Source organism: Asanoa sp. NPDC049573 (genome assembly GCF_040676615.1).
Classification (GTDB): domain Bacteria; phylum Actinomycetota; class Actinomycetes; order Mycobacteriales; family Micromonosporaceae; genus Asanoa.
In genome coordinates this window covers 223,849-245,551 of record NZ_JBFAPI010000005.1, presented here as the reverse complement: position 1 = coordinate 245,551, position 21,703 = coordinate 223,849, and the positions used below count along the sequence as shown (strand labels likewise).

General features: G+C 71.4%; 26 protein-coding genes. 13 read left to right on the top strand and 13 right to left on the bottom strand.

All coding sequences use genetic code 11. The features are described 5' to 3' along the window. Positions 1-91 precede the first annotated feature (91 nt). From AB0J74_RS14130 to AB0J74_RS14120, 3 genes are read right to left on the bottom strand one after another with little or no spacing between them, the layout of a single operon-like run. On the bottom strand, positions 92-469 hold the full coding sequence (locus AB0J74_RS14130) for a VOC family protein (RefSeq protein ID WP_363448125.1): 378 nt from the start codon (positions 467-469) through the stop codon (positions 92-94). 50 nt (positions 470-519) lie between these two features. After that, positions 520-2,220 carry a lysine--tRNA ligase gene (gene lysS, locus AB0J74_RS14125; protein WP_363448124.1) on the bottom strand — a complete coding sequence of 567 codons (1,701 nt, stop codon included), beginning with the start codon at positions 2,218-2,220 and terminating at the stop codon, positions 520-522. Positions 2,221-2,265: 45 nt separating this feature from the next. Then, a complete protein-coding gene (locus AB0J74_RS14120; protein ID WP_363448123.1) occupies positions 2,266-2,856 on the bottom strand; it encodes a TetR/AcrR family transcriptional regulator in 591 nt (196 codons plus the stop codon). Between the two features lie 122 nt (positions 2,857-2,978). Here AB0J74_RS14120 and AB0J74_RS14115 point away from each other — a divergent pair, with 122 nt between their 5' ends. Beyond that, positions 2,979-3,665: a hypothetical protein gene (locus tag AB0J74_RS14115; RefSeq protein ID WP_363448122.1), complete on the top strand. Its 687-nt coding sequence runs from the start codon at positions 2,979-2,981 to the stop codon at positions 3,663-3,665. 40 nt (positions 3,666-3,705) lie between these two features. Here AB0J74_RS14115 and dusB read toward each other — a convergent pair whose 3' ends face one another. After that, a complete protein-coding gene (gene dusB / locus AB0J74_RS14110) occupies positions 3,706-4,824 on the bottom strand; it encodes a tRNA dihydrouridine synthase DusB (protein ID WP_363448121.1) in 1,119 nt (372 codons plus the stop codon). A 44-nt stretch (positions 4,825-4,868) separates the two neighbouring features. Between dusB and AB0J74_RS14105 the strand changes: the two genes are divergently transcribed. From AB0J74_RS14105 to AB0J74_RS14095, 3 genes are read left to right on the top strand one after another with little or no spacing between them, the layout of a single operon-like run. Continuing rightward, the gene (locus AB0J74_RS14105; protein WP_363448120.1) at positions 4,869-6,035 is read left to right on the top strand and encodes a crosslink repair DNA glycosylase YcaQ family protein; all 1,167 of its coding nucleotides are present in this window, start codon (positions 4,869-4,871) and stop codon (positions 6,033-6,035) included. Between the two features lie 2 nt (positions 6,036-6,037). Next, entirely contained in the window at positions 6,038-6,559 is a 522-nt protein-coding gene (locus AB0J74_RS14100; protein WP_363448119.1) for an XdhC family protein, read from the top strand. Continuing rightward, positions 6,559-7,713, top strand: coding sequence for a DUF6236 family protein (locus tag AB0J74_RS14095; RefSeq protein ID WP_363448118.1), 1,155 nt, complete (start codon positions 6,559-6,561; stop codon positions 7,711-7,713). The genes AB0J74_RS14100 and AB0J74_RS14095 overlap by 1 nt, the downstream gene beginning before the upstream one ends. An 81-nt stretch (positions 7,714-7,794) precedes the next feature. Here the strand turns inward: AB0J74_RS14095 and AB0J74_RS14090 are convergent, their stop codons facing one another. Further along, the gene (locus AB0J74_RS14090; RefSeq protein ID WP_363448117.1) at positions 7,795-8,286 is read right to left on the bottom strand and encodes a tetratricopeptide repeat protein; all 492 of its coding nucleotides are present in this window, start codon (positions 8,284-8,286) and stop codon (positions 7,795-7,797) included. Here AB0J74_RS14090 and AB0J74_RS14085 point away from each other — a divergent pair. Next, positions 8,285-9,352, top strand: coding sequence for a DUF5937 family protein (locus tag AB0J74_RS14085; RefSeq protein ID WP_363448116.1), 1,068 nt, complete (start codon positions 8,285-8,287; stop codon positions 9,350-9,352). The genes AB0J74_RS14090 and AB0J74_RS14085 overlap by 2 nt on opposite strands. Before the next feature lie 29 nt (positions 9,353-9,381). On the opposite strand, the gene AB0J74_RS14080 is transcribed toward AB0J74_RS14085, so the two are convergent. From AB0J74_RS14080 to AB0J74_RS14060, 5 genes are all read right to left on the bottom strand, one after another. Continuing rightward, positions 9,382-10,527, bottom strand: a complete 1,146-nt coding sequence (locus AB0J74_RS14080) for a hypothetical protein (protein ID WP_363448115.1) — start codon at positions 10,525-10,527, stop codon at positions 9,382-9,384. Then, positions 10,524-11,096 carry a sigma-70 family RNA polymerase sigma factor gene (locus tag AB0J74_RS14075; RefSeq protein WP_363448113.1) on the bottom strand — a complete coding sequence of 191 codons (573 nt, stop codon included), beginning with the start codon at positions 11,094-11,096 and terminating at the stop codon, positions 10,524-10,526. Before AB0J74_RS14075 ends, AB0J74_RS14080 begins: the two co-directional genes overlap by 4 nt. Positions 11,097-11,368: 272 nt before the next feature. Continuing rightward, positions 11,369-12,739: a glycine--tRNA ligase gene (locus AB0J74_RS14070; RefSeq protein WP_363448112.1), complete on the bottom strand. Its 1,371-nt coding sequence runs from the start codon at positions 12,737-12,739 to the stop codon at positions 11,369-11,371. A gap of 103 nt (positions 12,740-12,842) precedes the next feature. Continuing rightward, on the bottom strand, positions 12,843-13,436 hold the full coding sequence (locus tag AB0J74_RS14065; RefSeq protein ID WP_363448111.1) for a hypothetical protein: 594 nt from the start codon (positions 13,434-13,436) through the stop codon (positions 12,843-12,845). Positions 13,437-13,461: 25 nt separating this feature from the next. After that, a complete protein-coding gene (locus AB0J74_RS14060) occupies positions 13,462-13,803 on the bottom strand; it encodes an antibiotic biosynthesis monooxygenase (protein WP_363448110.1) in 342 nt (113 codons plus the stop codon). 27 nt (positions 13,804-13,830) lie between these two features. Here AB0J74_RS14060 and AB0J74_RS14055 point away from each other — a divergent pair, with 27 nt between their 5' ends. From AB0J74_RS14055 to AB0J74_RS14020, 8 genes are all read left to right on the top strand, one after another. After that, positions 13,831-14,088, top strand: coding sequence for a hypothetical protein (locus AB0J74_RS14055; RefSeq protein WP_363448108.1), 258 nt, complete (start codon positions 13,831-13,833; stop codon positions 14,086-14,088). A 60-nt stretch (positions 14,089-14,148) separates the two neighbouring features. Next, complete coding sequence (locus tag AB0J74_RS14050) at positions 14,149-15,081, top strand: zinc ABC transporter substrate-binding protein (RefSeq protein ID WP_363448107.1); 933 nt, start codon at positions 14,149-14,151, stop codon at positions 15,079-15,081. Beyond that, complete coding sequence (locus tag AB0J74_RS14045) at positions 15,078-15,833, top strand: ATP-binding cassette domain-containing protein (protein WP_363448106.1); 756 nt, start codon at positions 15,078-15,080, stop codon at positions 15,831-15,833. Before AB0J74_RS14050 ends, AB0J74_RS14045 begins: the two co-directional genes overlap by 4 nt. Then, the gene (locus AB0J74_RS14040; RefSeq protein ID WP_363448105.1) at positions 15,830-16,738 is read left to right on the top strand and encodes a metal ABC transporter permease; all 909 of its coding nucleotides are present in this window, start codon (positions 15,830-15,832) and stop codon (positions 16,736-16,738) included. The genes AB0J74_RS14045 and AB0J74_RS14040 overlap by 4 nt, the downstream gene beginning before the upstream one ends. 25 nt (positions 16,739-16,763) lie before the next feature. After that, positions 16,764-17,063 carry a metalloregulator ArsR/SmtB family transcription factor gene (locus tag AB0J74_RS14035; RefSeq protein WP_363448104.1) on the top strand — a complete coding sequence of 100 codons (300 nt, stop codon included), beginning with the start codon at positions 16,764-16,766 and terminating at the stop codon, positions 17,061-17,063. Beyond that, positions 17,060-17,452 (top strand): Fur family transcriptional regulator, encoded by a 393-nt coding sequence (locus tag AB0J74_RS14030; RefSeq protein WP_363448103.1) that lies wholly within the window; start codon positions 17,060-17,062, stop codon positions 17,450-17,452. The genes AB0J74_RS14035 and AB0J74_RS14030 overlap by 4 nt, the downstream gene beginning before the upstream one ends. Before the next feature lie 36 nt (positions 17,453-17,488). Continuing rightward, a complete protein-coding gene (locus AB0J74_RS14025) occupies positions 17,489-18,091 on the top strand; it encodes a hypothetical protein (protein ID WP_363448102.1) in 603 nt (200 codons plus the stop codon). Positions 18,092-18,173: 82 nt separating this feature from the next. Further along, the gene (locus tag AB0J74_RS14020) at positions 18,174-18,818 is read left to right on the top strand and encodes a DedA family protein (protein ID WP_363448101.1); all 645 of its coding nucleotides are present in this window, start codon (positions 18,174-18,176) and stop codon (positions 18,816-18,818) included. A gap of 23 nt (positions 18,819-18,841) precedes the next feature. Here the strand turns inward: AB0J74_RS14020 and AB0J74_RS14015 are convergent, their stop codons facing one another. The 3 genes from AB0J74_RS14015 to AB0J74_RS14005 form a co-directional block, all read right to left on the bottom strand. Beyond that, entirely contained in the window at positions 18,842-20,761 is a 1,920-nt protein-coding gene (locus AB0J74_RS14015; RefSeq protein WP_363448368.1) for an acyl-CoA dehydrogenase family protein, read from the bottom strand. 106 nt (positions 20,762-20,867) lie between these two features. After that, a complete protein-coding gene (locus AB0J74_RS14010; RefSeq protein ID WP_363448100.1) occupies positions 20,868-21,407 on the bottom strand; it encodes a DUF6328 family protein in 540 nt (179 codons plus the stop codon). Positions 21,408-21,500: 93 nt separating this feature from the next. Continuing rightward, positions 21,501-21,641: a hypothetical protein gene (locus AB0J74_RS14005; protein ID WP_363448099.1), complete on the bottom strand. Its 141-nt coding sequence runs from the start codon at positions 21,639-21,641 to the stop codon at positions 21,501-21,503. Between the last annotated feature and the right edge of the window lie 62 nt (positions 21,642-21,703).

The following is a 21,703-nucleotide window of genomic DNA, read 5'->3' as shown; positions in this document are numbered from 1 at the left end:
GGCCGGTTGGGAGCCCTCGGTGACTATCAGCACAACGCTACGCACACGGACGGTGGTGGGAGCGTTTTCCCGAGCAAATCCACGCACGCCACTATGCGGACTGCCACAGCCCGATCAGGTTGCCCTCGGTGTCGGAGAAGTAGCCCGTGAAGCCCATCTCGCCGACCGCCTGCCGGCCCATCCGGGTCTTCCCGCCGTTCTTCTCGACCGTGGCGAGGGCGGCGTCGATGTCGTCGACGTCGATCGTGACCACCGGCGTCTTGAACATGCCGCTGCGCTTCATCATCCCGCCGTTGATCGCGCCGGGGTCCTTCGGACGCCCGTCCTGCCCGCTCGGCGTGGTGCCCAGCATCGCGTACGACATCTCGGGCATGTCCTGGATGTTCCAGCCGAAGGACTCGGCGTAGAAGCGCTCGGCGCGCGCTACGTCGTCGGCCGGGATCTCGAAATGGGTCACGCTGCCCTTCATCGGACGACCTCCTCACGTCGGCCGGCGCGGTGCCCTCCCCTGCTTCGAGCCTACGACCCGCCGAGCAGTGCCCGGACCCGGTCGGCACCCGTGGCCAGCAACAGCGTGGGCAGCCGCGGGCCGGTCTCCTTGCCGATCAGGAGGCGGTAGAGCAGGGCGAAGAACGACCGCTGGGCGACCTTGAGCTCCGGGGTCGGCTTCACGTCCGAGGGAAGGCCGAGCAGCTGCTTGGGTACGCCGTAGACGAGCGTCGTCAGCCCGGCCAGCGACCAGTTGTCGTCGAGCCCGTCGCGCAGCATCCGCAGCGCCTGGCGCTGGTCGTCGTCGATGCCGCCGAGCAGCACCGCGTCGGGCTCCTCACGGACCCGGGTGCGCTCGTCGGGGGTGAGCTGGGTGCGCACCCAGTTGCTGGCGCAGTCGAGCCGGGGCCGGGTCTCGTCGAGGTCCTTGACCGGGTCGGCCGGGTCGAGGTCGCGCAGGATCCGCAGCGTCTGGTCGTCGTTGCCGGTGGTGATGTCGACGATGGAGGCCAGGGTGCGGTAGGGCACCGCGCGCGGCGTCAGCGGCAGCGGCCCGGCGGCGGTGCTGGCGCTGCGCCCGTAGGCGGCGACGTCGCCGCTGGTGGCCGTGCCGTTCTCGACCCGCGCGGTGAGCCCGTCCCACTCGTCGTAGAGCCGCTGGACCTCCTGGTCGAACGCGATGTCGAAGGACTGGTTGGGCCGGCGGCGGGCGTAGAGCCAACGCAGCAGCGGCGGCTCCATGATCTCCAGCGCGTCGGCCGCGGTCGGCACCCCGCCGCGCGAGCTGCTCATCTTGGCCATGCCCTTGATGCCGACGAAGGCGTACATCGGGCCGATCGGCGGCTCGGCGCCGAACACCTCGCGGACGAGTTGGCTGCCGACCACGAAACTGGAGCCGGGCGAGCTGTGGTCGACGCCGCTGGGCTCGAACAGCACGCCCTCGTAGGCCCAGCGCATCGGCCAGTCGACCTTCCAGACCAGCTTGCCGTAGTTGAACTCGTTCAGCAGCACGGTCTCGGTGTGGCCGCAGGCGCAGGTGTAGGTCAGCGCGGTGGTCGCGTCGTCGTACGCCGTGACGGTTGTCGTGTCCTTGCCGCAGTCGGCGCAGTAGGGCTTGTAGGGGTAGTAGCCGCTCGCGGTGCCGCCGTCTTCCTCGCTCGCCGCGCCGGAGCCCTCGACGGCCGCAAGCTCGTCGGGGTTGGTCACGGCCTTGCCCGGCTTCTTCTTCGTGCGGTAGCGGCCCAGCACCTCGTCGATCTTGGCGCGCTGGCTCATCGCGTGCAGGATCTGCGCCCGGTAGGCACCGGAGGTGTACATCGCGGTCTGGCTGATCGGCGTGACCTCGATGCCGAGCCGGGTCATGGCGGCCATCAGCGGCGCCTTGAAGTGCTCGGCCCAGTTGGGGTATTCGCTGCCGGCCGGCGCCGGGACCGCGGTCAGCGGCTTGCCGATGTGCTCGGCCCAGGACGGGTCGATCCCGGCCGGGACCTTGCGGAACCGGTCGAAGTCGTCCCAGGAGAGCAGGTGGCGGACCTCGCGGCCGCGGCGCCGGATCTCGTCGGCGACCAGGTGCGGCGTCATCAGCTCGCGCTGGTTGCCCAGGTGCACCGGGCCGGACGGGCTCAGGCCGCTCGCGCACACGATCGGCTTGCCGGGCGCCCGCCGGTCGGCTTCAGCGATCACCTCGTCGGCGAACCGCGCCACCCAGTCCGACTCGATTGCCTGCGCCACTGTCGCCCCTTCGCCCGTTTTCTCGCTCTTGCCGCCCGAACGAAATTACCCCACCGGCGCGGGTGGGTTGAGGCCGCGTCGAACCAGCTCCAGGACGTCGTCGACCTGGGCCAGCGTGACCGGTCGGGTGCGGATCAGGGCGCGGTAGTAGAACGGGCCGTAGAGCAGCTCGACCACGTCTTCGAGGTCGACGTCGGCGCGGAGTTGGCCCTGCTCCTGGGCCCGGCGCAGCCGTTCGCGGGCCGCCTGGACGCGGGGCAGGATGATCGCGTCGAGAAATGACTTCGCCACGTCCGGATCGTCCTGGGCCGCGCCGATCAGGCTGAGGTAAGGCGACAGCCGGGGGCTGGACAGCAGCGTGGCCACGCCGGTCATCTGGGTGTGCAGGTCGGCGTAGAGGTCGCCGGTGTCCGGGAAGTCGGTCGCCCGGCCGGCGAGCTCGTTGACGGCCTCCAGCAGGACCGCAGCCTTCGAGGGCCACCAGCGATAGATCGTCTGCTTGCCGACCTGCGCCTTCTTGGCGATCTCCTCCATCGTCGTGCGGGCCAGCCCCTGCTCCCGGCACAGGTCGAGCGCCGCGGCCAGGATCGCCGACCGGGCTCGATCGCTGCGTCGTTCCTGGTTGGGCTGGGTCATGGCGTCGATCATAGCAACTCGGCGAGACGAGACGTCTTGACTCGTGGGTCGCGGCGGGCTTAGTGTCTGGCTACGGCGAGACGAGACGTCTCGTTTCGAACCTCTCGTGGAAGGACCCCGCCATGAGCGAGGCAGCAACCCGCAGGTCAGTCGGCATCTTCGGCATCGTGGCCAGCCTGTTCATCGTCGCCCAGGTGCCGCTCTACTTCCTCTACTCCGGTGCCCCGCCGGACTCGAACATCCTCACCCGGAGCTTGATCGGCTGCGTGGGCTGCACGGTCTACCTCGTCTTCTTCACCGGCCTGCGGCATCTGGTCCTGGGCGTCGACCCGCGCTACGACTGGGCGGCCACGGTCCTGCAGACGGCGGGCGTGCTCTGGGTGGCGATGGTCTTCGTGCCGCAGTCGATGGAGGTCGGCGCCGCGATCTCGGTCGACCACGACATCGACACGACCACGGAGGGGCCCTTCGCGGCAGCGCAGTACCTGCTGCAGGGCGGCATCTCCCGCCTGCTGATGGCCCTGTTCCTGATCACCCTCGGCATCGTGGTCACCCGGCTGCGCTTCCTGCCGTCGTGGGTGGGCCGCTCGGCGTACGTCCTGGCCGTGATCAACCTGGCCTTCGTCCCGGCGGTCTTCTTCGGCGACGACGCGGCCGACTTCTACAGCGCACAGGGCTGGGGCACGACGGCCACCATGGGCGCGGTCTGGAGCCTGTGGACGCTGGCGGTGAGCATCAGCATCCTGCGCAGCGCGCGCCGGGTGCGGGCCTCGGCCCGACAGGCAGAGCCGGCACCGGCGTACGCCTGAGATGTGTTTGGTGCCCAGGGCTTGCACCCTGGGCACTCGCCTACCCGCCCGAGTCGGCCATCTCCGCGCCCTCGGGGACCAGGTCGGTGTCGCGGGAGGCCAGCCAGCCGTCCGGGAGGTGGACCTTGCCCGGTGCGTTGGTGCGGCCGCGGGGTTGGCCCAGCGTTTCCAGGGGGAACGGGGTGTCTGCGTCGAGCTTGCCGAGCAGGTCGTCGAGTTCGGCCAGGGTCGAGACCATGGCCAGGCTGCGGCGCAGTTCGGCGCCGACCGGGAAGCCCTTCAGATACCAGGCGACGTGCTTGCGGATGTCGACGCAGGCGTCGCGCTCGCTGCCGAACGCGTCGGTGAGCAACTCGGCGTGCCGGCGCAGGACGTGGGCGACCTCGCCCAGCGTCGGCAGCTTCCGGGTCGGGCGGCCGGCGAACGCGGCCTCCAGGTCGGCGAACAGCCACGGGCGGCCGAGGCAGCCGCGGCCGACGACGACGCCGTCGGCGCCGGTCTGGTCGACCATCCGGAGAGCGTCTTCGGCCTCCCAGATGTCGCCGTTGCCGAGGACCGGCACGTCGAGCGCCTGCTTCAACGTGGCGATCGACTCCCAGTCAGCGGTGCCCGAATAGCGCTGGGCCGCCGTGCGGGCGTGCAGCGCCACCGCCGCCACGCCGGCGTCCTGGGCGGCCAGGCCGGCTTCCACGTACGTCAGGTGGTCGTCGTCGATGCCCTTGCGCATCTTGACCGTGACCGGCACCGCGCCGCCGGCGGCGTCGACGGCCGCGCGGACCAGGCGGGCGAACAGGTGCCGGCGCCAGGGCAGGGCCGCGCCGCCGCCCTTGCGGGTGACCTTCGGGACCGGGCAGCCGAAGTTGAGGTCGACGTGGTCGGCCAGGTCCTCCGCGACGATCATCCGCACCGCGGCGGCGGTCACGTCGGGGTCGACGCCGTAGAGCTGGAGGCTGCGCGGGCGCTCGTCACCGCCGAAGGCGATCATCTTCAAGGTCTTGGGGTTGCGCTCCACCAGCGCCCGCGTCGTGATCATCTCGCAGACGTAGAGGCCGCCGCCCTGCTCACGGCAGAGTTGCCGGAACGCCACGTTGGTGATCCCGGCCATCGGGGCCAGGACCACCGGCGGGTCGACCAGGTGCGGTCCGAGGGTGAGCGACACGCCTTCGAGCGTACGTTGTCGTACCCGCGAGGCATCCTGCCCTCATGGCTGACGCACAGCTCAGCACCGCCGCCGTCGCTGCCCATCGGGTCGCCGTGCACGGTGGCGGCGGCGTTCTCGAGGTCGGCATTCAGGACACGCCACCGGGTACGAGCGCCCACCAGGCCCTGGCCGTCCGCGGCGTGGTGGTGGCCGACGACGGGCTCGCGCACGGCGCCCGCGGCGCGGTCGTGGCCGGCGACGGGCTCGCGCACGGCGCCCGCGGCGCGGTCGTGGCCGGCGACGGGCTCGCGGACGGCGCCCGCGGCGCGATGGCCGGCGACGGGCTCGCGCTCGTGCACGGCGCCCGCGGCGCGATGCACCTGCATTGGGCCGCCGACCTGCCCGCGCTGGCCGCCGCGCTGCGCCCAGATGAACAGGGCGACCTGCGCAAACAGGCCTTCGGGCCGTTCTTCGCGGGCCTTTCCGGGTCGGTCGGGGCCGCCCTCGACGAGGTGGCCGGCGCGATGGCGGCGGTGATGGGCGACGGGGTGCGGCGGAGCAAGGGTGAGCTGTCGAGTGCGCTTCGTGGCACGGTCGACGCGCGGCTGCGGCCGTTCTGTGAGCGCTGCGGCGCCGATCACGTCGCCGACGCGCTGTTCCGGCTGGCGTCGCTCCCCGCCGGGCTGCGCCTGCTGCCCAACGGCGACGGCTCGGCCGATTTCGTGTCCGGCCCGCTTCTCGGCGGCCTTCCAGACGTCGATGCGGCTCGACGGGAGTTGGTCCGGCGGTTCCTCCGCTATGCCGGCCCGACCGACCGCGACGGCCTCGCCGGCTGGCTGGGCCTGTCCCCTTCCGCCGCGCGCCGGTGGTGGGCGCTGGCCGAGGTGGTGCCGGTCTCGGTCGCCGGGCGCCGGCTCTACCTGCATCCCGACGACCTGGCCGCGGCCCGCACGGCGCCGGGCCCGCGGGCCGTGTGGCTGCTGCCGCCCAACGACCCGGTGCTCGAACTCGGCGACCGCACATTGCTCGTGCCCGAGGCCGCCGACCGCAAGCGGGTCTGGCGGCCCACCGCCAACCCCGGTGTGCTGCTCGTCGACGGCATCGTGGCCGGCATCTGGCGGCGGCGGGCCGGCACGGTCACGGTGACGCCGTTCGGGTCGCTGTCCCCGGCCGGCCGCCGCCGGCTCGCGGCAGTCACCGAGGGCGAGGTGGTCGTGGCAGAGTCATAGGCGTGACCGACCACGTGCATGACGCCTCCTGCGCCGTCGCCCATGGCGAGGCGCCGGCACCCCGCGACGAGCCCAAGACGCTGGTCGCCATCTTCGCCTCGCCGATGTCGGCGCAACTGCTGCGTTACGCGGCCGACCTCGGCTACAACACGGTGCTCGTCGAGCCCGACCCGACCAAGCTGGACCGCACCGTCGTCGGGGCGGTGGCCACTGTGGACGCGGCGGGCCTCGACAGCAACACCGACGTCGTGGTCTGCGACCACCACCGGGGCGAGCTCGGCACGCTGCTGCGCGATGCGCTCGCCGGCCAGACCCGATGGATCGGGCTGATGGGCAACCCGCACCACGAGGGCCCACACGTCAAGGCGCTGCGCGACTTGGGCGTCCCCGACGACGAGATCGCCCGCGTGCACCGGCCGATCGGGCTCAACATCGGCTCGCGTACGCCCGCTGAAATCGCCGTGGCCACGCTCGCCGGCCTGATCGCCGACCGCAACGCCCGCCCGGGTGGCTTCGAGTTCTGATGGGTGCGCTGGCGCTCTACTACCCGTGGATGCACTTCCAGTCGGACAACTGGGTCAAGCTGGCGCTGCTCACCTGGGACGGCGTGGTCCGGATCCGGTCCACGGCGATCTTCGACCGCGACAGCGACGCGGTGCGGCGGATCGCGGCGGAGACCGACTTCCTGACCGACGTCGTCCCGGCGCGGCCCGTGCTGCACCGCGTCGCGACCACGTTCCTGGAGATCGTCAGCAACCACCGCGACCAGCTCGCCGAACGCTACGGCGTCGAGGCGCCGCAGCATGAGTTCCGGATGCCGCCGTCGCAGCTGCCCGACGGCGGCTCGGACTCGTCAAGGTTCTGGATCTACACCGGTCCGCACCTCACCAAGGTCACCGCCATCCTCCGGGACGCCCTGGTGGACGCGGGCCTGGCCGTCCAACGCGAACGGACCAACGGGACCTGGCTCGGCCTGCACCCGACGTTGGGCGCGGTCTACACGGCCTGCCTCGCCGACGCGGTCGCCAGCGCCAACCTGCTCTCACCGGCGACCGACGACGCCCGCATGCACCGCGCCGTCGGCGCCCTCGACCAGGCCGTCGAGGTGCTGCTCGGTGCCAGGTCACCGACGCCGTCGCGCGACGAGCCCGACGTGGCCTACCTCCACCTGGCCCTCGACGCCGTCATCCGCCCCACCACCCTCGACGCGGTGCCCGTCGGGAAGCTGATCGCCTTCCGCGAGCGGCATGTCGCCGAGCTGTCGGCGTTCCGCGCGCACGTGGCCGGCCTGGCGACGGAACTCGCCCAGGTCGCCGCCGTCGAGAGCCCCGCGGTCGCCCGCGCCCATCTCGAGGCCCTCTACCGCGAGAAGACCCGGCCGCACCTCGACGACCTGCGGGGTGCGTTGCGCGGGATGGGCATCGAGTCGACCGTCGGCGTGCTCGGCCTCAAGGTCGACGTCCCCGCCGCGGCCGGGACGCTGGTGGGCGGCGCGGCGGCGGCGGCCGGCGGCCAACTGGCGGTGGCGGGAACGGCGGTCGCGCTGACGGTCCTGCCCTACCTCGCGGGCCGGGTCTTCGCGCACCGCACGCGGGCCAGGTCCTCCCCCGTCGCCTACCTGCTCGCGGCCGAACGCGACCTGACCGGCCGGTCCCTCCTGGACCGCATCCGCGCGTAGGTCCGTCACCCGAGCCGGGGCCCGATGTCGATCCAGACCGCTGCGGGTCAGGCTGGCGACCCACGACCCAAGCAGTCCGGGTTACCGCTCGTCGACGAGCAGCCGGGCGTAGTTGGCCATCGAGCGTTGGTAGCGGGGCAGGTGCGGCGCGAGTGCTCCCAGCGCCAGCGACGCCGCCTCCCGCTCCCGGCCGACGTCGACCAGGGCCAGTGCCAGAAATCCGAGCACCGCGTCGTCGAGTTCGTCGCTCCCGGCTTCCCGTTCGGCCGTCAGCAGGGCCACGCTCTCCGACGCCTGGCCGAGGTTGCGCAACGAACTGGCAAGCTGGATGACCGCCCGGCGGCGCCGGAGCCCGGTCAGGCCGACCGCGAGCGCCTGCCGGTAGAGCGGGACGGCGCGATCCGAGTGCCCGGTCGAGTCGAGGGCCGCGGCCCGCTCGAAATCACCCACCGCGTTGCCAGGGCCGAGTTCGTCGGCGAGCGCGCCGATCCGGGCCACGAAATCGTCCTCGGCGTAGCTGTCCATCGCCGCCCACAGGTCGGCGACCCGCTGCTCCCACGTCTGCGTCGTCATGCGGATCATGGTGCGCGAGTTGCTAGGCTGCGCACCACTGATTCGGCCAGGGCCGAATCACCCAGCGGAGAGGAGCCGAGCCATCGCCGCGACGCTGCGGTTCAGCGCCGCCGACCTGTTGCGCTGCCGGTTCGCGATCTCGCCTGCCTTCGAGACGCTGTCGGCGGTCCGGCTCACGCTGCCGCACGAGGCGCCGGGGCAACACCAGAAGTGGCTCGACGCCGCCGCCGGCCGGCTCGACGGCATCGACCTGCGGCCGATCACCCTGCTGCAGCCCCGACGCGGCTACACCCCCGACTTCCTGTCACCGCCACCGACCGAGGCGGCCGCCACCTTCGACGACGACCTGGCCCGGATCGCCGCCACCCCGCCCGACCGGGTGGCCGCCGAGATCGCCCGATCCCTCGGCGACACGCCGGGAGCGGCGGACAGCGAGACCGGCCGACTTCTCCGACACGACCCAGCAGCGGCCCTCGACACACTGACCGGCCTGATCCGCACCGCCTGGCACGCGCTCGTCGAACCCGTCTGGCCCCGGGTCCGCGCCCTGCTCGACGCCGACATCGGCTTCCAGAGCCGCCGCCTGGCCGAGGGCGGCCTCGACCGGCTGTTCGCCGAACTGCACCCCACGCTGCGCTGGCAGGACAACACCCTGATCCGCGCGTACGGCGACGACGACCACCGTGACCTCGCCGGCCAAGGGCTCGTGCTGTTGCCCAGCGCGTTCAAGTGGGACCAGGTCGTCGTCGTGCTCGACGAGCCGTGGCAGCCAACCGTCATCTACCCGGCGCGCGGGTCGGGCACGCTCTGGCAGCAGATCAGCGGCACACCCGACGAGGCCCTGGGCCGCCTGATCGGGCGTACCAGGGCAGCCCTGCTCATCGGTTTGTCCGCGCCCGCGACCACCACCGCCCTCGCACGCCGGCACGCGCTGGCGCCGGCCACCGTCTCACAGCACCTGACCGTGCTGCGCGACGCCGGCTTCGTCGTCGGCGAACGGCACCGGCACGAGATCCGTTACCGGCGTACGCCGCTCGGCTGCGCGGCCATCGACAAAGGACAGTGACAGGGCCCCTGTCGCGGCCGAGCAACCGCCTAGAGGCGGGCCGTCGTCACCCGGGAGGATTCGTACGTCGTGGCGGCCTCGGGAAGGCCCGGCATGGTGGACACGTCCTTGACCAGCATGCCGGTCTTGGCGTCAATGGTCAGCACCTCGCCGCCCTCGCCGCCGAACAGCTGGGGGCCAGCGGTGATCGTCAGCGTGGCCTTGCCGTCGGTGGTCGAGTTCGTGACGCTGACCGCGGAGATGGTGGACAGCAGACGCAGCACACCGGCCCGGACCTGCGTGTTGCCGCCGCCGGCGGACAGCGCTTCGGTGCTGTACGTCCACAGGGCGTTGTCGAGGTGCTGCTGGACGGCCGCGGGGCTGTAGGGCTTCGGCTTGGCGTCGCCGCCCTTCTGCTTGATGATCGCCTGGGCGGCCGCCTGCTCCCTGTCCCACTCCGCCTTCTGCGCCACGGGGTCGAGGCCGACCAGCGGGTCCTTGGCTGCTTTGAGTATCTGGGTGCGGCCGTCGGCCGGGCTGCTGTCCGCCGCGGCGACGGCCGCCCTGAGGAGCGGAGCGTAGCCGCCGGCGTTCATCTGGTCCTGGTGGCTGGTGATCGCACGCTTGATGTCCTTCACGCTGTTGCCGGTGTAGATCGAGCGACCGTCGGTGTAGAGCGTGTAGACGACCTGCATGGTCTTGGTGCCGTGGACCTGAGTCGCTTTCACCAGCCACGCGTCACCCGCCGACGGGGTGGCCGTCTTGATGGACCCGGCCAGAGTCATCAGCGGCGCGCGGTCGGTGGACCCGTCGACGGTGGCCGACCCTGAGGCGGGGGCCGACGAATCCTTGCCGGCCACCGCGCCCCCGGTCCCCGACGAGTTGAGCACCACAGCGACGACCGCCGCGGCCGCGGCAACCCCCACCCCGGCGCCGATGCCGAACCGGCTCAAAGTACTGATCCCGCGGCGGCGCTGAATCGCCGGGCCGGATTCGTGTTCGCGCGTGGTCGTCGTCGTTTCCATGGTCGAAGTCGTCTCCATAGTCGTGTCCTCCGCTGATATCGGGCCCAGCAACCGCACGGTTCCGGGGTCGGCCATCGCCGCCCGCAGCACCGCCCGCGCCCGCTGATACGCCTCCGGGCGCAGTGGTTCTGCGCTGCCCAACTCACCGATCAGATCGAGTTCGTCGGTCATCGGTGCCTCTCCTTCGCGCTGTTGCGATCCTTCAGAAGCGCGGAGACCCCCGGCGCGTCGCGCAATGCCGTCCTGGCCTGGCTCAGCAGCCGCCGCGCGGTGCCGGCCGGCATGCCGAGCGCCCGCGCGGCGTCGGCTGCGGTCAGGTCCTCCCAGGCGACGAGCCTCAGGACCTCCCGCTCTTCGGGCTTGAGCCGCAGCAGAGCCGACCGGAGTACCGCCCGGGTGTCCACGCCGAGGTCCACCGCAGACCACGGATCCCATCCAGTAGCCAGCTCCGTCACGTCTCCGACCAGGTCCTCGGCCGGCCGGGACCGCCAGTAGCGACGCAAGCGATTCAAGGCCACCCCGTACAGCCACGGCCGGGCATCGTCGTACGACTGGTCGTACTTTCGCCGCGACTCGAACGCCGCAACCCAGACCTCGCCCAGCAGGTCCTCAGCCGCATCGCGCCCTGCCCGGCGAGCGAGGTAGGAACCGACGGCGGCCTCGTGACGCTCGACCACCTCCACGAAGGCGTCGACATCGTCATCCAGCGACCGGCCTATCAACTCCGCGTCCGAAGCCATGGCCCTCCTCTGCAAACGCTTCCAACCTGACATTGCCAATCAGGCGGGGAAGTGTTCAGGCGCCAAGGCGCCGAGGTCCGAGGACGAACGGTGTTGTCGCCGTGCCTGCTCCGCCGCCGGCAGCGCCAGGCGTCGGCGGCGATGACCACATCGCCCAGGTCGAGCGACCTACTCGGCGATCGCGGTGTAGGAACGGCTGCCGGCCACGACCGCGCACACCGCCGCGGTGAGTACCACGACGAGGCGGTGCCGCCCTTCCTTCGGCCGGAACGCTAGAGGCGGTCGAGCAGGTAGCGTTCGATCGCCTCGAGCGGGATGCGCTCCTGGGTCATCGTGTCGCGGTCGCGAACCGTCACCGCGTCGTCGGTCAGCGTGTCGAAGTCGACCGTGACGCAGTAGGGCGTGCCGATCTCGTCCTGCCGGCGGTAACGGCGGCCGATGGCCTGCGAGTCGTCGAACTCGACCACCCAGCGCTTGCGCAGCCGGGCGGCCAGGTCGCGGGCCTTCGGCGACAGCTCCGGGTTGCGCGACAGCGGCAGCACGGCGACCTTGACCGGCGCGAGCCGCTTGTCGAAGCGCATCACCGTGCGCTTGTCGACGCCGCCCTTGGTGTTGGGCGCCTCGTCCTCGTCGTAGGCCTCGAGCAGGAACGCCAGCACGGCCCGGGTCAGGCCGGCGGCGGGCTCGATCACGTAGGGCACCCAGCGTTCCTTCTTCTCGGGGTCGAAGTAGGACAGGTCGACGCCCGAGTGCTTGGAGTGGGTGGTCAGGTCGAAATCGGTGCGGTTGGCGATGCCCTCGAGCTCGGCGAACTCGGTGCCGCCGAACTGGAAGCGGTATTCGATGTCGACGGTGCGCTTCGAATAGTGCGACAGCTTCTCTTTGGGGTGCTCGTAGAAGCGCAGGTTGGCCTCGGACAGGCCGAGGTCGCGGTACCAGTTCCAGCGCTCCTGGAGCCAGTATTCGTGCCACTTCTCGTCGGTGCCGGGCTCGACGAAGAACTCCATCTCCATCTGCTCGAACTCGCGGGTCCGGAAGATGAAGTTGCCCGGAGTGATCTCGTTGCGGAACGACTTGCCGACCTGGGCCACGCCGAACGGCGGCTTCTTGCGCGCTGCGGTCGCCACGTTGTTGTAGTTGATGAAGATGCCCTGCGCGGTCTCGGGCCGCAGGTAGTGCAGGCCCTCCTCGTTCTCGACCGGGCCGAGGTAGGTCTTCATCAGGCCGTTGAACATCCGCGGCTCGGTGAACGCGCCCTTGACGCCGCAGTTCGGGCAGTTGATCTCGGACAGGCCGGTCGGCGGGCGCTCGTGCTTGGCTTCGAACGCCTCTTCGAGGTGGTCGGCGCGGAACCGCTTGTGGCACGACTGGCACTCGGTCAGCGGGTCGACGAACTCGCCGAGGTGGCCGGAGGCTGCCCACACGTCACGCGAGAGGACCACGGCGGAGTCGAGGCCGACGATGTCGTCGCGCTCCTGGACCATCCGCTGCCACCACTGCCGGCGCACGTTCTCCTTGAGCTCGACGCCGAGGGGGCCGTAATCCCACGCCGACCGCGTGCCTCCGTAGATCTCGCTGGAGGGGAAGACGAAACCGCGCCGCTTGGCGAGGCTGACGATGGCGTCGATGCGATCGGCTGGCATGGGTTTCCTCCTACGCCGGCTGGCGGTCGGCGGGGGCTCAAAGGGACAGACACACAAACGATCGCCCGACGGTACGGTTACCCGCCCGGCGACCAGACCGAGATTAGTCGGTGGTGCCGCACACCTCGAAATCGCCGGTCCCGGTGTCCTGCTCCATCACGAACTTCACCGTCGACGACGAACCGGAGGCGTAGACGAGGTCGACCGGCACCACGATCGAGGTGACCATCTCGGTCTTGCGGACCACGAACGACGAGATCCGGGGCGCCCGGGCCTGCTCGCGGGCGAACTCGGTCGCGGTCTGCCGGGCCTGCTGGCCTTCGCAGAGCAGCGAGTAGGCCTGGGCGTACTCGGAGCGCTCGAGCGCCGAGACGTAGTCGGTGGCGGCGACCCGGGCCCGCTCGTCGAGCGCCTGGACGCCGAAGATGGTCAGGCCGCTCAGGGCGACCGCGCCGCCGCCGCAGCACAGCAGCAGGAACAGGCCGGCCGCGCCGAGCCCGAACCAGAGCCGCATGGTGCGGCCCTCGGTGGGCGGCGCGGCGAACGGCGGGACGACGCCGGGGCCTTGCGGCGGCGGGGGCGGCCCGGTGAACAGCGGCGACCCGCCGGGTGCGGGTGCCGGCGAGTCGGGCGCCGGCGTGTCGTAACCCGAGTGCGGGCCGGGCGGGATCTCCGGCGGGCCGGGCATCGGGTTCATGTTCGCCAGAATAATGCGAGCCGGCTCACCGGCCGGGGCCTACCGACCGGTCGCTGGCCCGGATCACCACTTCGCCGCCGGGCTCGGCGCTGGCCAGCGGCTCGAACGCCGACGGTTCGTCGAGTGACTCGGCCAGCAGCGGGCTGGCGTGCACCTTCACGTCGAACGCGCCCAGCGCCCGCCGGTAGGTGCCGACCGATTCCCACTCGGTGACCAGGGTCCAGGCGGTCGGGTCGTCGAGCCCGCGGGCCAGTTGCCCGGACCGGTAGCCCCGACAGGCGGCCAGGGCCGCCAGGGCGGCGTGGGCCCGCTCGGTGAACCCGTCGGCGGCCTCCTCGGCCACCACGAACCGGTTGACGACGAGCACGACCGAACCTCCTCGTAGAGTGTCGGCATGCAGCCTACGCAGCCCGCCCGGGCCGAGCGCCTGGCCCGGGTCAACCCGACCCGGGCGTTCCTGGGCGCCCTGGTGGTCGTGCTGGCCGGGCTGTTCCTGCCGGGCATCGTCGGCGGCGTGCTGCTGCTCGCGCTCGCCGCGGGCATGATCGCGCTGATCCGGATGACCTGGTCGGTGCAGACGCCGCCGACCCGCCTCCTGCGTCTCGTGCTGCTCACGGCCCTCATCGGCATCGCCATCATCAAGATCCTTTAGGCCGTACGCGAATCCATGCGTTTTTGACAATAATTTTCATTGTCGGAGACAGTTGTGGACATGCGCCGCCGCCGAACCGTCTCCGCGGTCATCGCCGGTCTCGCCGCACTCGCGGTGACCGGCGTGGGGGCGTGCACCACCGGCTCGGCCGCCGCGGCCGGCAAGGTCGACGTGGTGGCCGCGTTCTACCCCCTGCAGTTCGTCAGCGAGCAGGTCGGCGGCGCCCACGTCGCGGTGACCAACCTGGCCAAGCCCGGTGCCGAGCCACATGACCTGGAGCTCAGCGCCCGCCAGGTCGGCCGGGTCTCCGACGCCAAGGTGATCGTCTACCTCAAGGGCTTCCAGCCGGCGGTGGACGACGCCGTCGACCAGGTGGGCGGCGACCGCGCCTTCGACGTCGGCGGGGCGGTCCCGCTGCTCGCGGCCGGCGATAGCGATCACGTGCACGAGGGTGAGACCGGCCACAGTGACGGGAGCACCGACCCGCACGTCTGGCTCGACCCCACCCGGCTCGCCACGATCGGCCAGCAGGTCGCCGACCGGCTCGCCGCCGCCGACCCCGATCACGCGGCCGACTACACCGCCAACGCCGCCCGGCTGCGCACCGCGCTGACCGGTCTCGACCAGCAGTTCGCGGCCGGGCTGGCCAACTGCCAGCGGCGCGAGCTGGTGACCGGGCACGCCGCCTTCGGCTATCTCGCCCAGCGCTACCACCTGGAGCAGGTCGGGCTGACCGGGGTGACCCCCGACACCGAGCCGGCGCCGCAGCGACTGGCCGCCGTCGCCCAGGAGGCGCGGGAGCACGGCGCCACCACGATCTTCTTCGAGACGCTGGTCAGCCCCAAGGTCGCCGACACGATCGCGCACGAGGTGGGCGCGAAGACCGCGGTGCTCGACCCCATCGAGGGCCTGCAACCCGGCGCGACCGGCGACTACTTTTCGATCATGCGCGCCAACCTGACCACCCTCCGCACCGCCCTGGACTGCACATGAGCACACCGGTCGTCGAGGTCACCAATGCCGTCGTCGGCTACGACGAGCGGATCGTGCTGCGCGGCGTCTCGCTCACCGTCCAGCGCGGCGACGTGGCCGCGATCCTCGGCGCCAACGGCTCCGGCAAGTCGACGCTGGTCCGCTCGATCCTGCGGCTGGTGCCGCTGAGCGCCGGTGAGATCACCCTGTTCGGCGACCGGAAGTTCAAGCGCTGGGAGCGGATCGGGTACGTGCCGCAGCGGATCGGCGCCGGCACCGGCGTGCCCGCCACCGTGGCCGAGGTCGTCGGCTCCGGCCTGGTCGCCCGCCGGGGCATCTTCCGCCCGCCGCGCGCCGCCGACCGGGCCGCTGTGGCCGCCGCGCTCGACGCGGTCGGGCTGGCCGACCGGGCCGCCGACCCGGTCGCCAGCCTCTCCGGCGGCCAGCAGCAGCGCACGCTGATCGCCCGGGCGCTGGCCGGCCGTCCCGAGTTGCTGGTCCTCGACGAGCCGACTGCCGGGGTCGACGCCACCAGCCAGGCCGCGTTCGCCGGCGCGCTGGGCGACTTCGTCGCCGGTGGCGGCACCGTGCTGCTGGTCGCGCACGAACTCGGCCCGCTGCAGCCGCTGATCACCCGCTGCGTCGTCGTGCACCACGGCGAGGTCGCACACCAGGGCGCCGTGCCGGAACCGGCCGGCCACCACGCCGACCCCGGGCACGACCACGTCCATCCGCACGCGCACGAGGAGCGGGCCGGGATGTGGGGAGCATGAGCATCTTCGCCAACGAATTCATGATCCGGGCGTTCATCGGCGCCGTGGTGATCGGCCTGACCGCGCCCGCGCTCGGCATCTACCTCGTGCAGCGGCGGATGTCGCTGATCGGCGACGGGGTCGGCCACGTCGCGCTGACCGGCGTCGGCGTCGGCCTGCTGCTCGACAAGTCACCGGTGCTCACGGCGGTGGTCGTGTCGGCGGTCGGCGCGATCGCCATCGAACTGATCCGCGAGCGCGGCCGCACCTCCGGCGACGTGGCGCTCGCGCTGCTCTTCTACGGCGGCATAGCCGGCGGCGTCATGCTGGTCGGCCTGTCCGGGAGTCGCAGCAACGCCAACCTGATGACCTACCTGTTCGGGTCGCTGGCCACCACCTCCCGGTCCGACCTGATCCTGATCGTGGTCCTCGGCGCGGTGGTGCTCGGCCTGGCCCTGGGCCTGCGCCCGGCGCTGTTCGCGGCCAGCCACGACGAGGAGTACGCCCGGGTCTCCGGCCTGCCGGTGCGGGCGCTGAACCTGCTGGTCGCGGTGCTGACCGCGGTCACCGTGACGATCTCCATGCGGGCGGTCGGCCTGCTGCTGGTCAGCGCGCTGATGGTGGTGCCGGTCGCGACCGCGCAACAGGTGGCCCGCGGCTTCGTCGCCACGATGGGCCTCGCGATGGTGCTCGGCGTCACGGCTGCCGGCTCCGGGGTCTGGCTGGCCTGGGAGATCGACACCGCCCTGGGCGCGACGATCGTGATCCTGGCCATCGCCGGCTTCCTGATCGTCGCGGTCGCCGTGGCCGCCACCCGGGCGGTGCGAAAACGCGCGGCCCTGCGCGCCGGCCGGCCCGACCGTGGACCGGGCCGGCCGGTCCCCGCCGACGCGGAGCCACCCGAGGTCGTCCTGGACCGGAGCTGATCCGGTGCTGAGCTACGGTTCCGGTATGACGGCGGGCAACGGCTACGAGTCGTACGAGCGGGCAGGCGAACTCCTGCGCGCCCTGGCGGCACCGATCCGGGTCGCGATCGTCACCGAACTCGGCACCGGCGAACGGTGCGTGCACGAACTGGTCGAGTCGCTGGGCGCGGCCCAACCGCTGGTGTCCCAACACCTGCGGGTGCTGCGCGGCGCCGGCATCGTGCGCGGTTCGCGGCGGGGGCGGGAGATCGCGTACTCCCTTGTCGACGAGCACATCGCCCACATCGTGGCCGACGCGGTCAGCCACGCCCGGGAGGCATCATGACCAGTGAGGCCGGTGCGTTGCGCAACACACACCAGCGGCGCGCGGTCAGCACGCTGCTGGGTTCGGTCGAAGGCTTCCACAGCGCGCAGGAACTGCACTCGATGCTGCGCGACCGCGGCGAGCGGGTCGGCCTGACCACCGTCTACCGCACGCTGCAGGGGCTGGCCGACGCCGGCGAGATCGACGTGATGCGCCCACCGGGCGGCGAGCACCTCTACCGCCGCTGCAGCGAGGGGCATCACCACCACCTGGTCTGCCGCTCCTGCGGTTCGACCGTCGAGGTCGAGGGGCCCGCGGTCGAGAACTGGGCCGACCGGGTCGCGGCCAAGCACGGCTTCACCGACGTCAGCCACACCCTGGAAATCTTCGGCACCTGCCAGAACTGCTGACGTGCGGCGGCGCCCCGGTTAGGGGACGCTGAGCGCGTGAAGATTTACGCCGACCGTTTCCCCCGGTTCCTGTTCCAGGTCGTCACCGACCTGCTCGTGATCGCGTGGGTCTACGCCTGGATCCGCGCCGCGCTGTGGTTGCAGGACCAGGTGCAGAAGCTGGGCGTGCCCGGCCAGAAGCTGGAGGGTGCCGGCAGCGCGCTGGCCGACAACCTGGCCGACGCGGGCGGCAAGGTCGGCAAGGTCCCGCTGGTCGGCGACCAGTTGACCGAGCCGTTCGGCAAGGCGGCCGACGCCGCCCGCGCGGTCGCCGAGGCGGGCCAGTCGCAGCAGGACGTGGTCGGCAACCTGGCCCTGGCCCTCGCGATCATCACCGCGGTCGTGCCGATCCTGTTCGTACTGCTGCTGTGGCTGCCGCTGCGGGTCCGCTGGATGCGCCGGGCCGGCGCGGCGTCCCGGGTCCGAAAGTCGCCGGCCGGCCGCGACCTGCTGGCCCTGCGCGCGCTGGCCACCCAGCCGCTGAGCAAGCTGGCCAAACTCGGCCCCGACGTCGCCGAGTCCTGGCGGGCCAACGACGACTCCACTGTGGATGCCCTGGCCGCGCTCGAGCTGAGGTCCCTCGGCCTGCGGCAACGGTGATCATCGGCACTGGGTGATCGGCACATCCGCGGATAGGCTTTGACGATCAAGAGCCCGGCTCAGCTACCACGATCGTCTCGGCATGGATGGCTTCTTCGATTCCCTTGATCCGTTCGTCACGTCGCCGTGGGTATATGGCGTGGTTTTCGCGCTCGCCGCTCTTGATGCTTTTCTTCCGATTGTTCCCAGCGAAGCAACCCTGATCACCGCTGGGGTGTTTGCCGCCAGCGGGCGGCCCAACGTCCTGCTCGTCATCCTCGCCGGCGGTGCCGGCGCCATGCTGGGCGACCACATCTCGTACCTCATCGGGCGGGCCGGCGGCGAGAACATCATCCGGCGGATACCCGAGGGGACCCGCCGGGCCCGGACCTTCGAGCGGGTACGGCACCTGCTCTACGCGCACGGCGGCATCGCGCTGGTGATCGCCCGCTACATCCCGGGCGGCCGGACGGCGATCACGCTCACCACGGGCGCGATCAGGTATCCGCGACCGCGGTTCACCGCCTTCGACGCGCTGGCCTGCTTCTCCTGGGCGGCGTACACGACGCTGCTCGGGTTCGTCGGTGGCGCGGCCTTCCAGGACCACCCGGTCCAGGGCCTGGCGCTCGGCTTCGGGATCGCGCTGGTCCTCGCCGGGGTGGCCGAGTTGATCCAGTGGCTGCGGCACCGGCGGCAGCGGTCGAACACCCCGCCCCAACCAGAGGAAGTCGGCGCCCGCAAGCAGTAGCGGGCGCCGACCTCACAACCTGATCAGGACAGCGGTGGAATCCGGCGGCGGACGTCGTCGGCCGTCGACGGGCCCGGCTTCCAGGTGGCCACCCAGGGCTGGTCGCCCTTCGGCCGCATGACCCCCTCCTCCAGCCAGGCGTAGCGGCCGTCGAGGACGCGCCTGGCCGCCTTGACGTCGACCGAGTCGGTGTTGTCCCACAGCGCGGTGAACAGCGCCTCCGCGCGGACCCGGGCCTGCCGGCAGAACAGGTCGGCCAACTCCATGCCCTCGGGACGGTCGGCGCTCTCGGCGGTGGCCCGCACGCAGACCGACGCCATCGCGAACAGTTCCGCGCCAATGTCGACGATCCGGCCCAGGAAGACCTCGCGGTCCTCCATCCGCGCCTGCCAGCGCGACATGCCGTAGAACGTCGACCGGGCCAGCTTGCGGGCCGCCCGCTCGACGTAGCGCAGGTGGTGCGCCAGCGGACCGTACTCGTTGAAGGCGTTCGGGTTCTGGCCCTTGCCGACCGCGAGGCCGGGCAGCCACTTGGCGTAGAAGGCGGTCGCCCGGGCACCGGCCTTGGCCTTGCGGCCCAGGTCGGCCTTCGGGTCGATGATGTCACCGGCCACCGAGAGGTGCGCGTCGACGGCCTCGCGCGCGATCAGCAGGTGCATGATCTCCGTCGAGCCTTCGAAGATCCGGTTGATCCGCAGGTCGCGCAGGATCTGCTCGGTCGCGGCCGGGCGTTCGCCGCGGGCCGCCAGCGAGTCGGCCGTCTCGTAGCCGCGGCCGCCGCGGATCTGCACCAACTCGTCGGCGATCTTCCACGCCATCTCGCTGGCATAGAGCTTGACCAGCGCCGCCTCGATGCGGATGTCGTTGCGGTCGTCGTCGGCCAGCATGCAGCACAGGTTGAGCATCGTCTCCATGCCGTAGGTGGTCGCCGCCATGAAGGCCAGCTTCGTGGCGATCGCCTCGTGGTCGCCGACGGGACGGCCCCACTGCACCCGGTCGGCGGACCACTCGCGGGCCACGTTGAGCGACCACTTGCCGGCGCCGACGCACATCGCGGGCAGCGACAACCGGCCGGTGTTGAGGGTGGTCAGCGCGATCTTCAGGCCGCGACCCTCACCGCCGATGATCTGATCCGCGGGTACGAACACGTCGTGGAAGCGGGTGAGGCTGTTCTCCAGCCCCTTGAGGCCCAGGAAGTCGTTGCGCCGCTCGATCGTGATGCCGGGCGAGTCGCCCTCGACGACGAAGGCCGTGATGCCGCCGCGCCGCCCCTCCGACTTGGGCACCCGGGCCATCACCACGAGCAGGGTCGCGACCGTGCCGTTGGTGGCCCAGAGCTTGACACCGTTGAGGCGGTAGCCGCCCTCGACCGGCTCGGCGATCGTGCCGAGGCGGGCCGGGTCGGAGCCGACGTCGGGCTCGGTGAGCAGGAACGCGGACACCTCGCCGCCGGCGAGCCGGGGCAGGTAGCGGCGCTTCTGCTCGGCGGTGCCGAACAGCTTGAGCGGCTGGGGCACGCCGATCGACTGGTGCGCGGAGAGCAGCGCGCCGATCGCCGGGCTGACCGAGCCGACCAGCATCAGGCTGCGGGCGTAGTCGAGGTTGGTCAGGCCGAGGCCGCCGTATTTCTCGTCGATCTTCATGCCGAACGCGCCGAGCCGGGCGAGGTTGTGGAAGACCTCGTCGGGAATCCGGTTGTCGCGCTCGATCTGGGCGCCGTCGACCTCGTTGCGCACGTACGCGTTGAGCTTCTTGAGGAATTCCTCGCCCTTGGCGGTGCGGAGCGGGTCGGGCTGCGGCCACGGGTCGATCAGGTCGAGCCGCAACCGGCCGAGGAAGAGTTCCTTGCCGAAGCTGGGCTTGGTCCAGTCGGTTTCCCGGGACGCCTCGGCGACCTCGCGGGACTCCTGGTATGAAACCATGCCGGCTTCCTCCGGAAGCATCCCGGCGCCGTCGCCGCCTGCCTCGGGCGGCCTGTTCTGCGTCGTCGTCACGGCTTCCCCCTTTGTCCGGGCTGGGCTGTGCTGTTCCTGACGGTACCTCGCTTTGTTACTGGTCGGTAGGCTTCTCGAAGTCCTCCGGGTGCTCCCGGCGCCGGGTGATCTCGGCTTCGGTCGCGTCCGGTTCCCCCCAGTCTCGCCGTGACCAGGGCAGCGCCGCCCAGAAAGTGATGAAGAAGAGGGCCGCGATGCCGCTGACAATGATCGCGACCGTGCGCGACAGGATGAAGTCGGTGATCAGCAGCACCGCACTGACCATCGAGATCAGCAGGAAGGCCAGCCCGCCGGTGGCCATCCGATGACCGAACCGGACGAGTTCCGGCTTGCGGCCCTGGCGGAACAGCGCCCGGTGGAACGCGACCGGCGCGATGATCATCGCGGTGGCGGCCGCCGCGGACAGCAGCGAGACCATGTAGACGTCGCGCTGGAACTCGGTCGTCCGCGGGAAGCCGTTGCTGAAGGGCAGCGTGAGCAGGAACGCGAAGAGGATCTGGACGCCCGTCTGCGCGACCCGCAACTCCTGAAGGAGATCGGCGAAGTTGCGGTCCCACCGCTCCTTCGGCGTCTCCGGTTGCGGCTCGTCGGCCATGCGGGCTCCTTCGCGTAGCTCTCATCGTGGACGGTCAGCACACCGGTCCGCGGTCATTTCCCGCATGCGCGACCGGCGAAACGCGAGATCCGATCAGCTCAGCCGGGCGACGACCTTGCGCAACTGCTCGGCGTAGCGCTCGCGGAACTCCGGCGAGTCCGGCAGCAGCATCAGGAACGGTGAATCCAGGTCGGCCGCCGTCGCGACCGACGAGGGCGGCTTCGGCTTCCTCACCGACCGCTGCACCGACCTGCTCGGCTTCACCGGCGCCGAGATCAACGACCCCACCGCGGCGC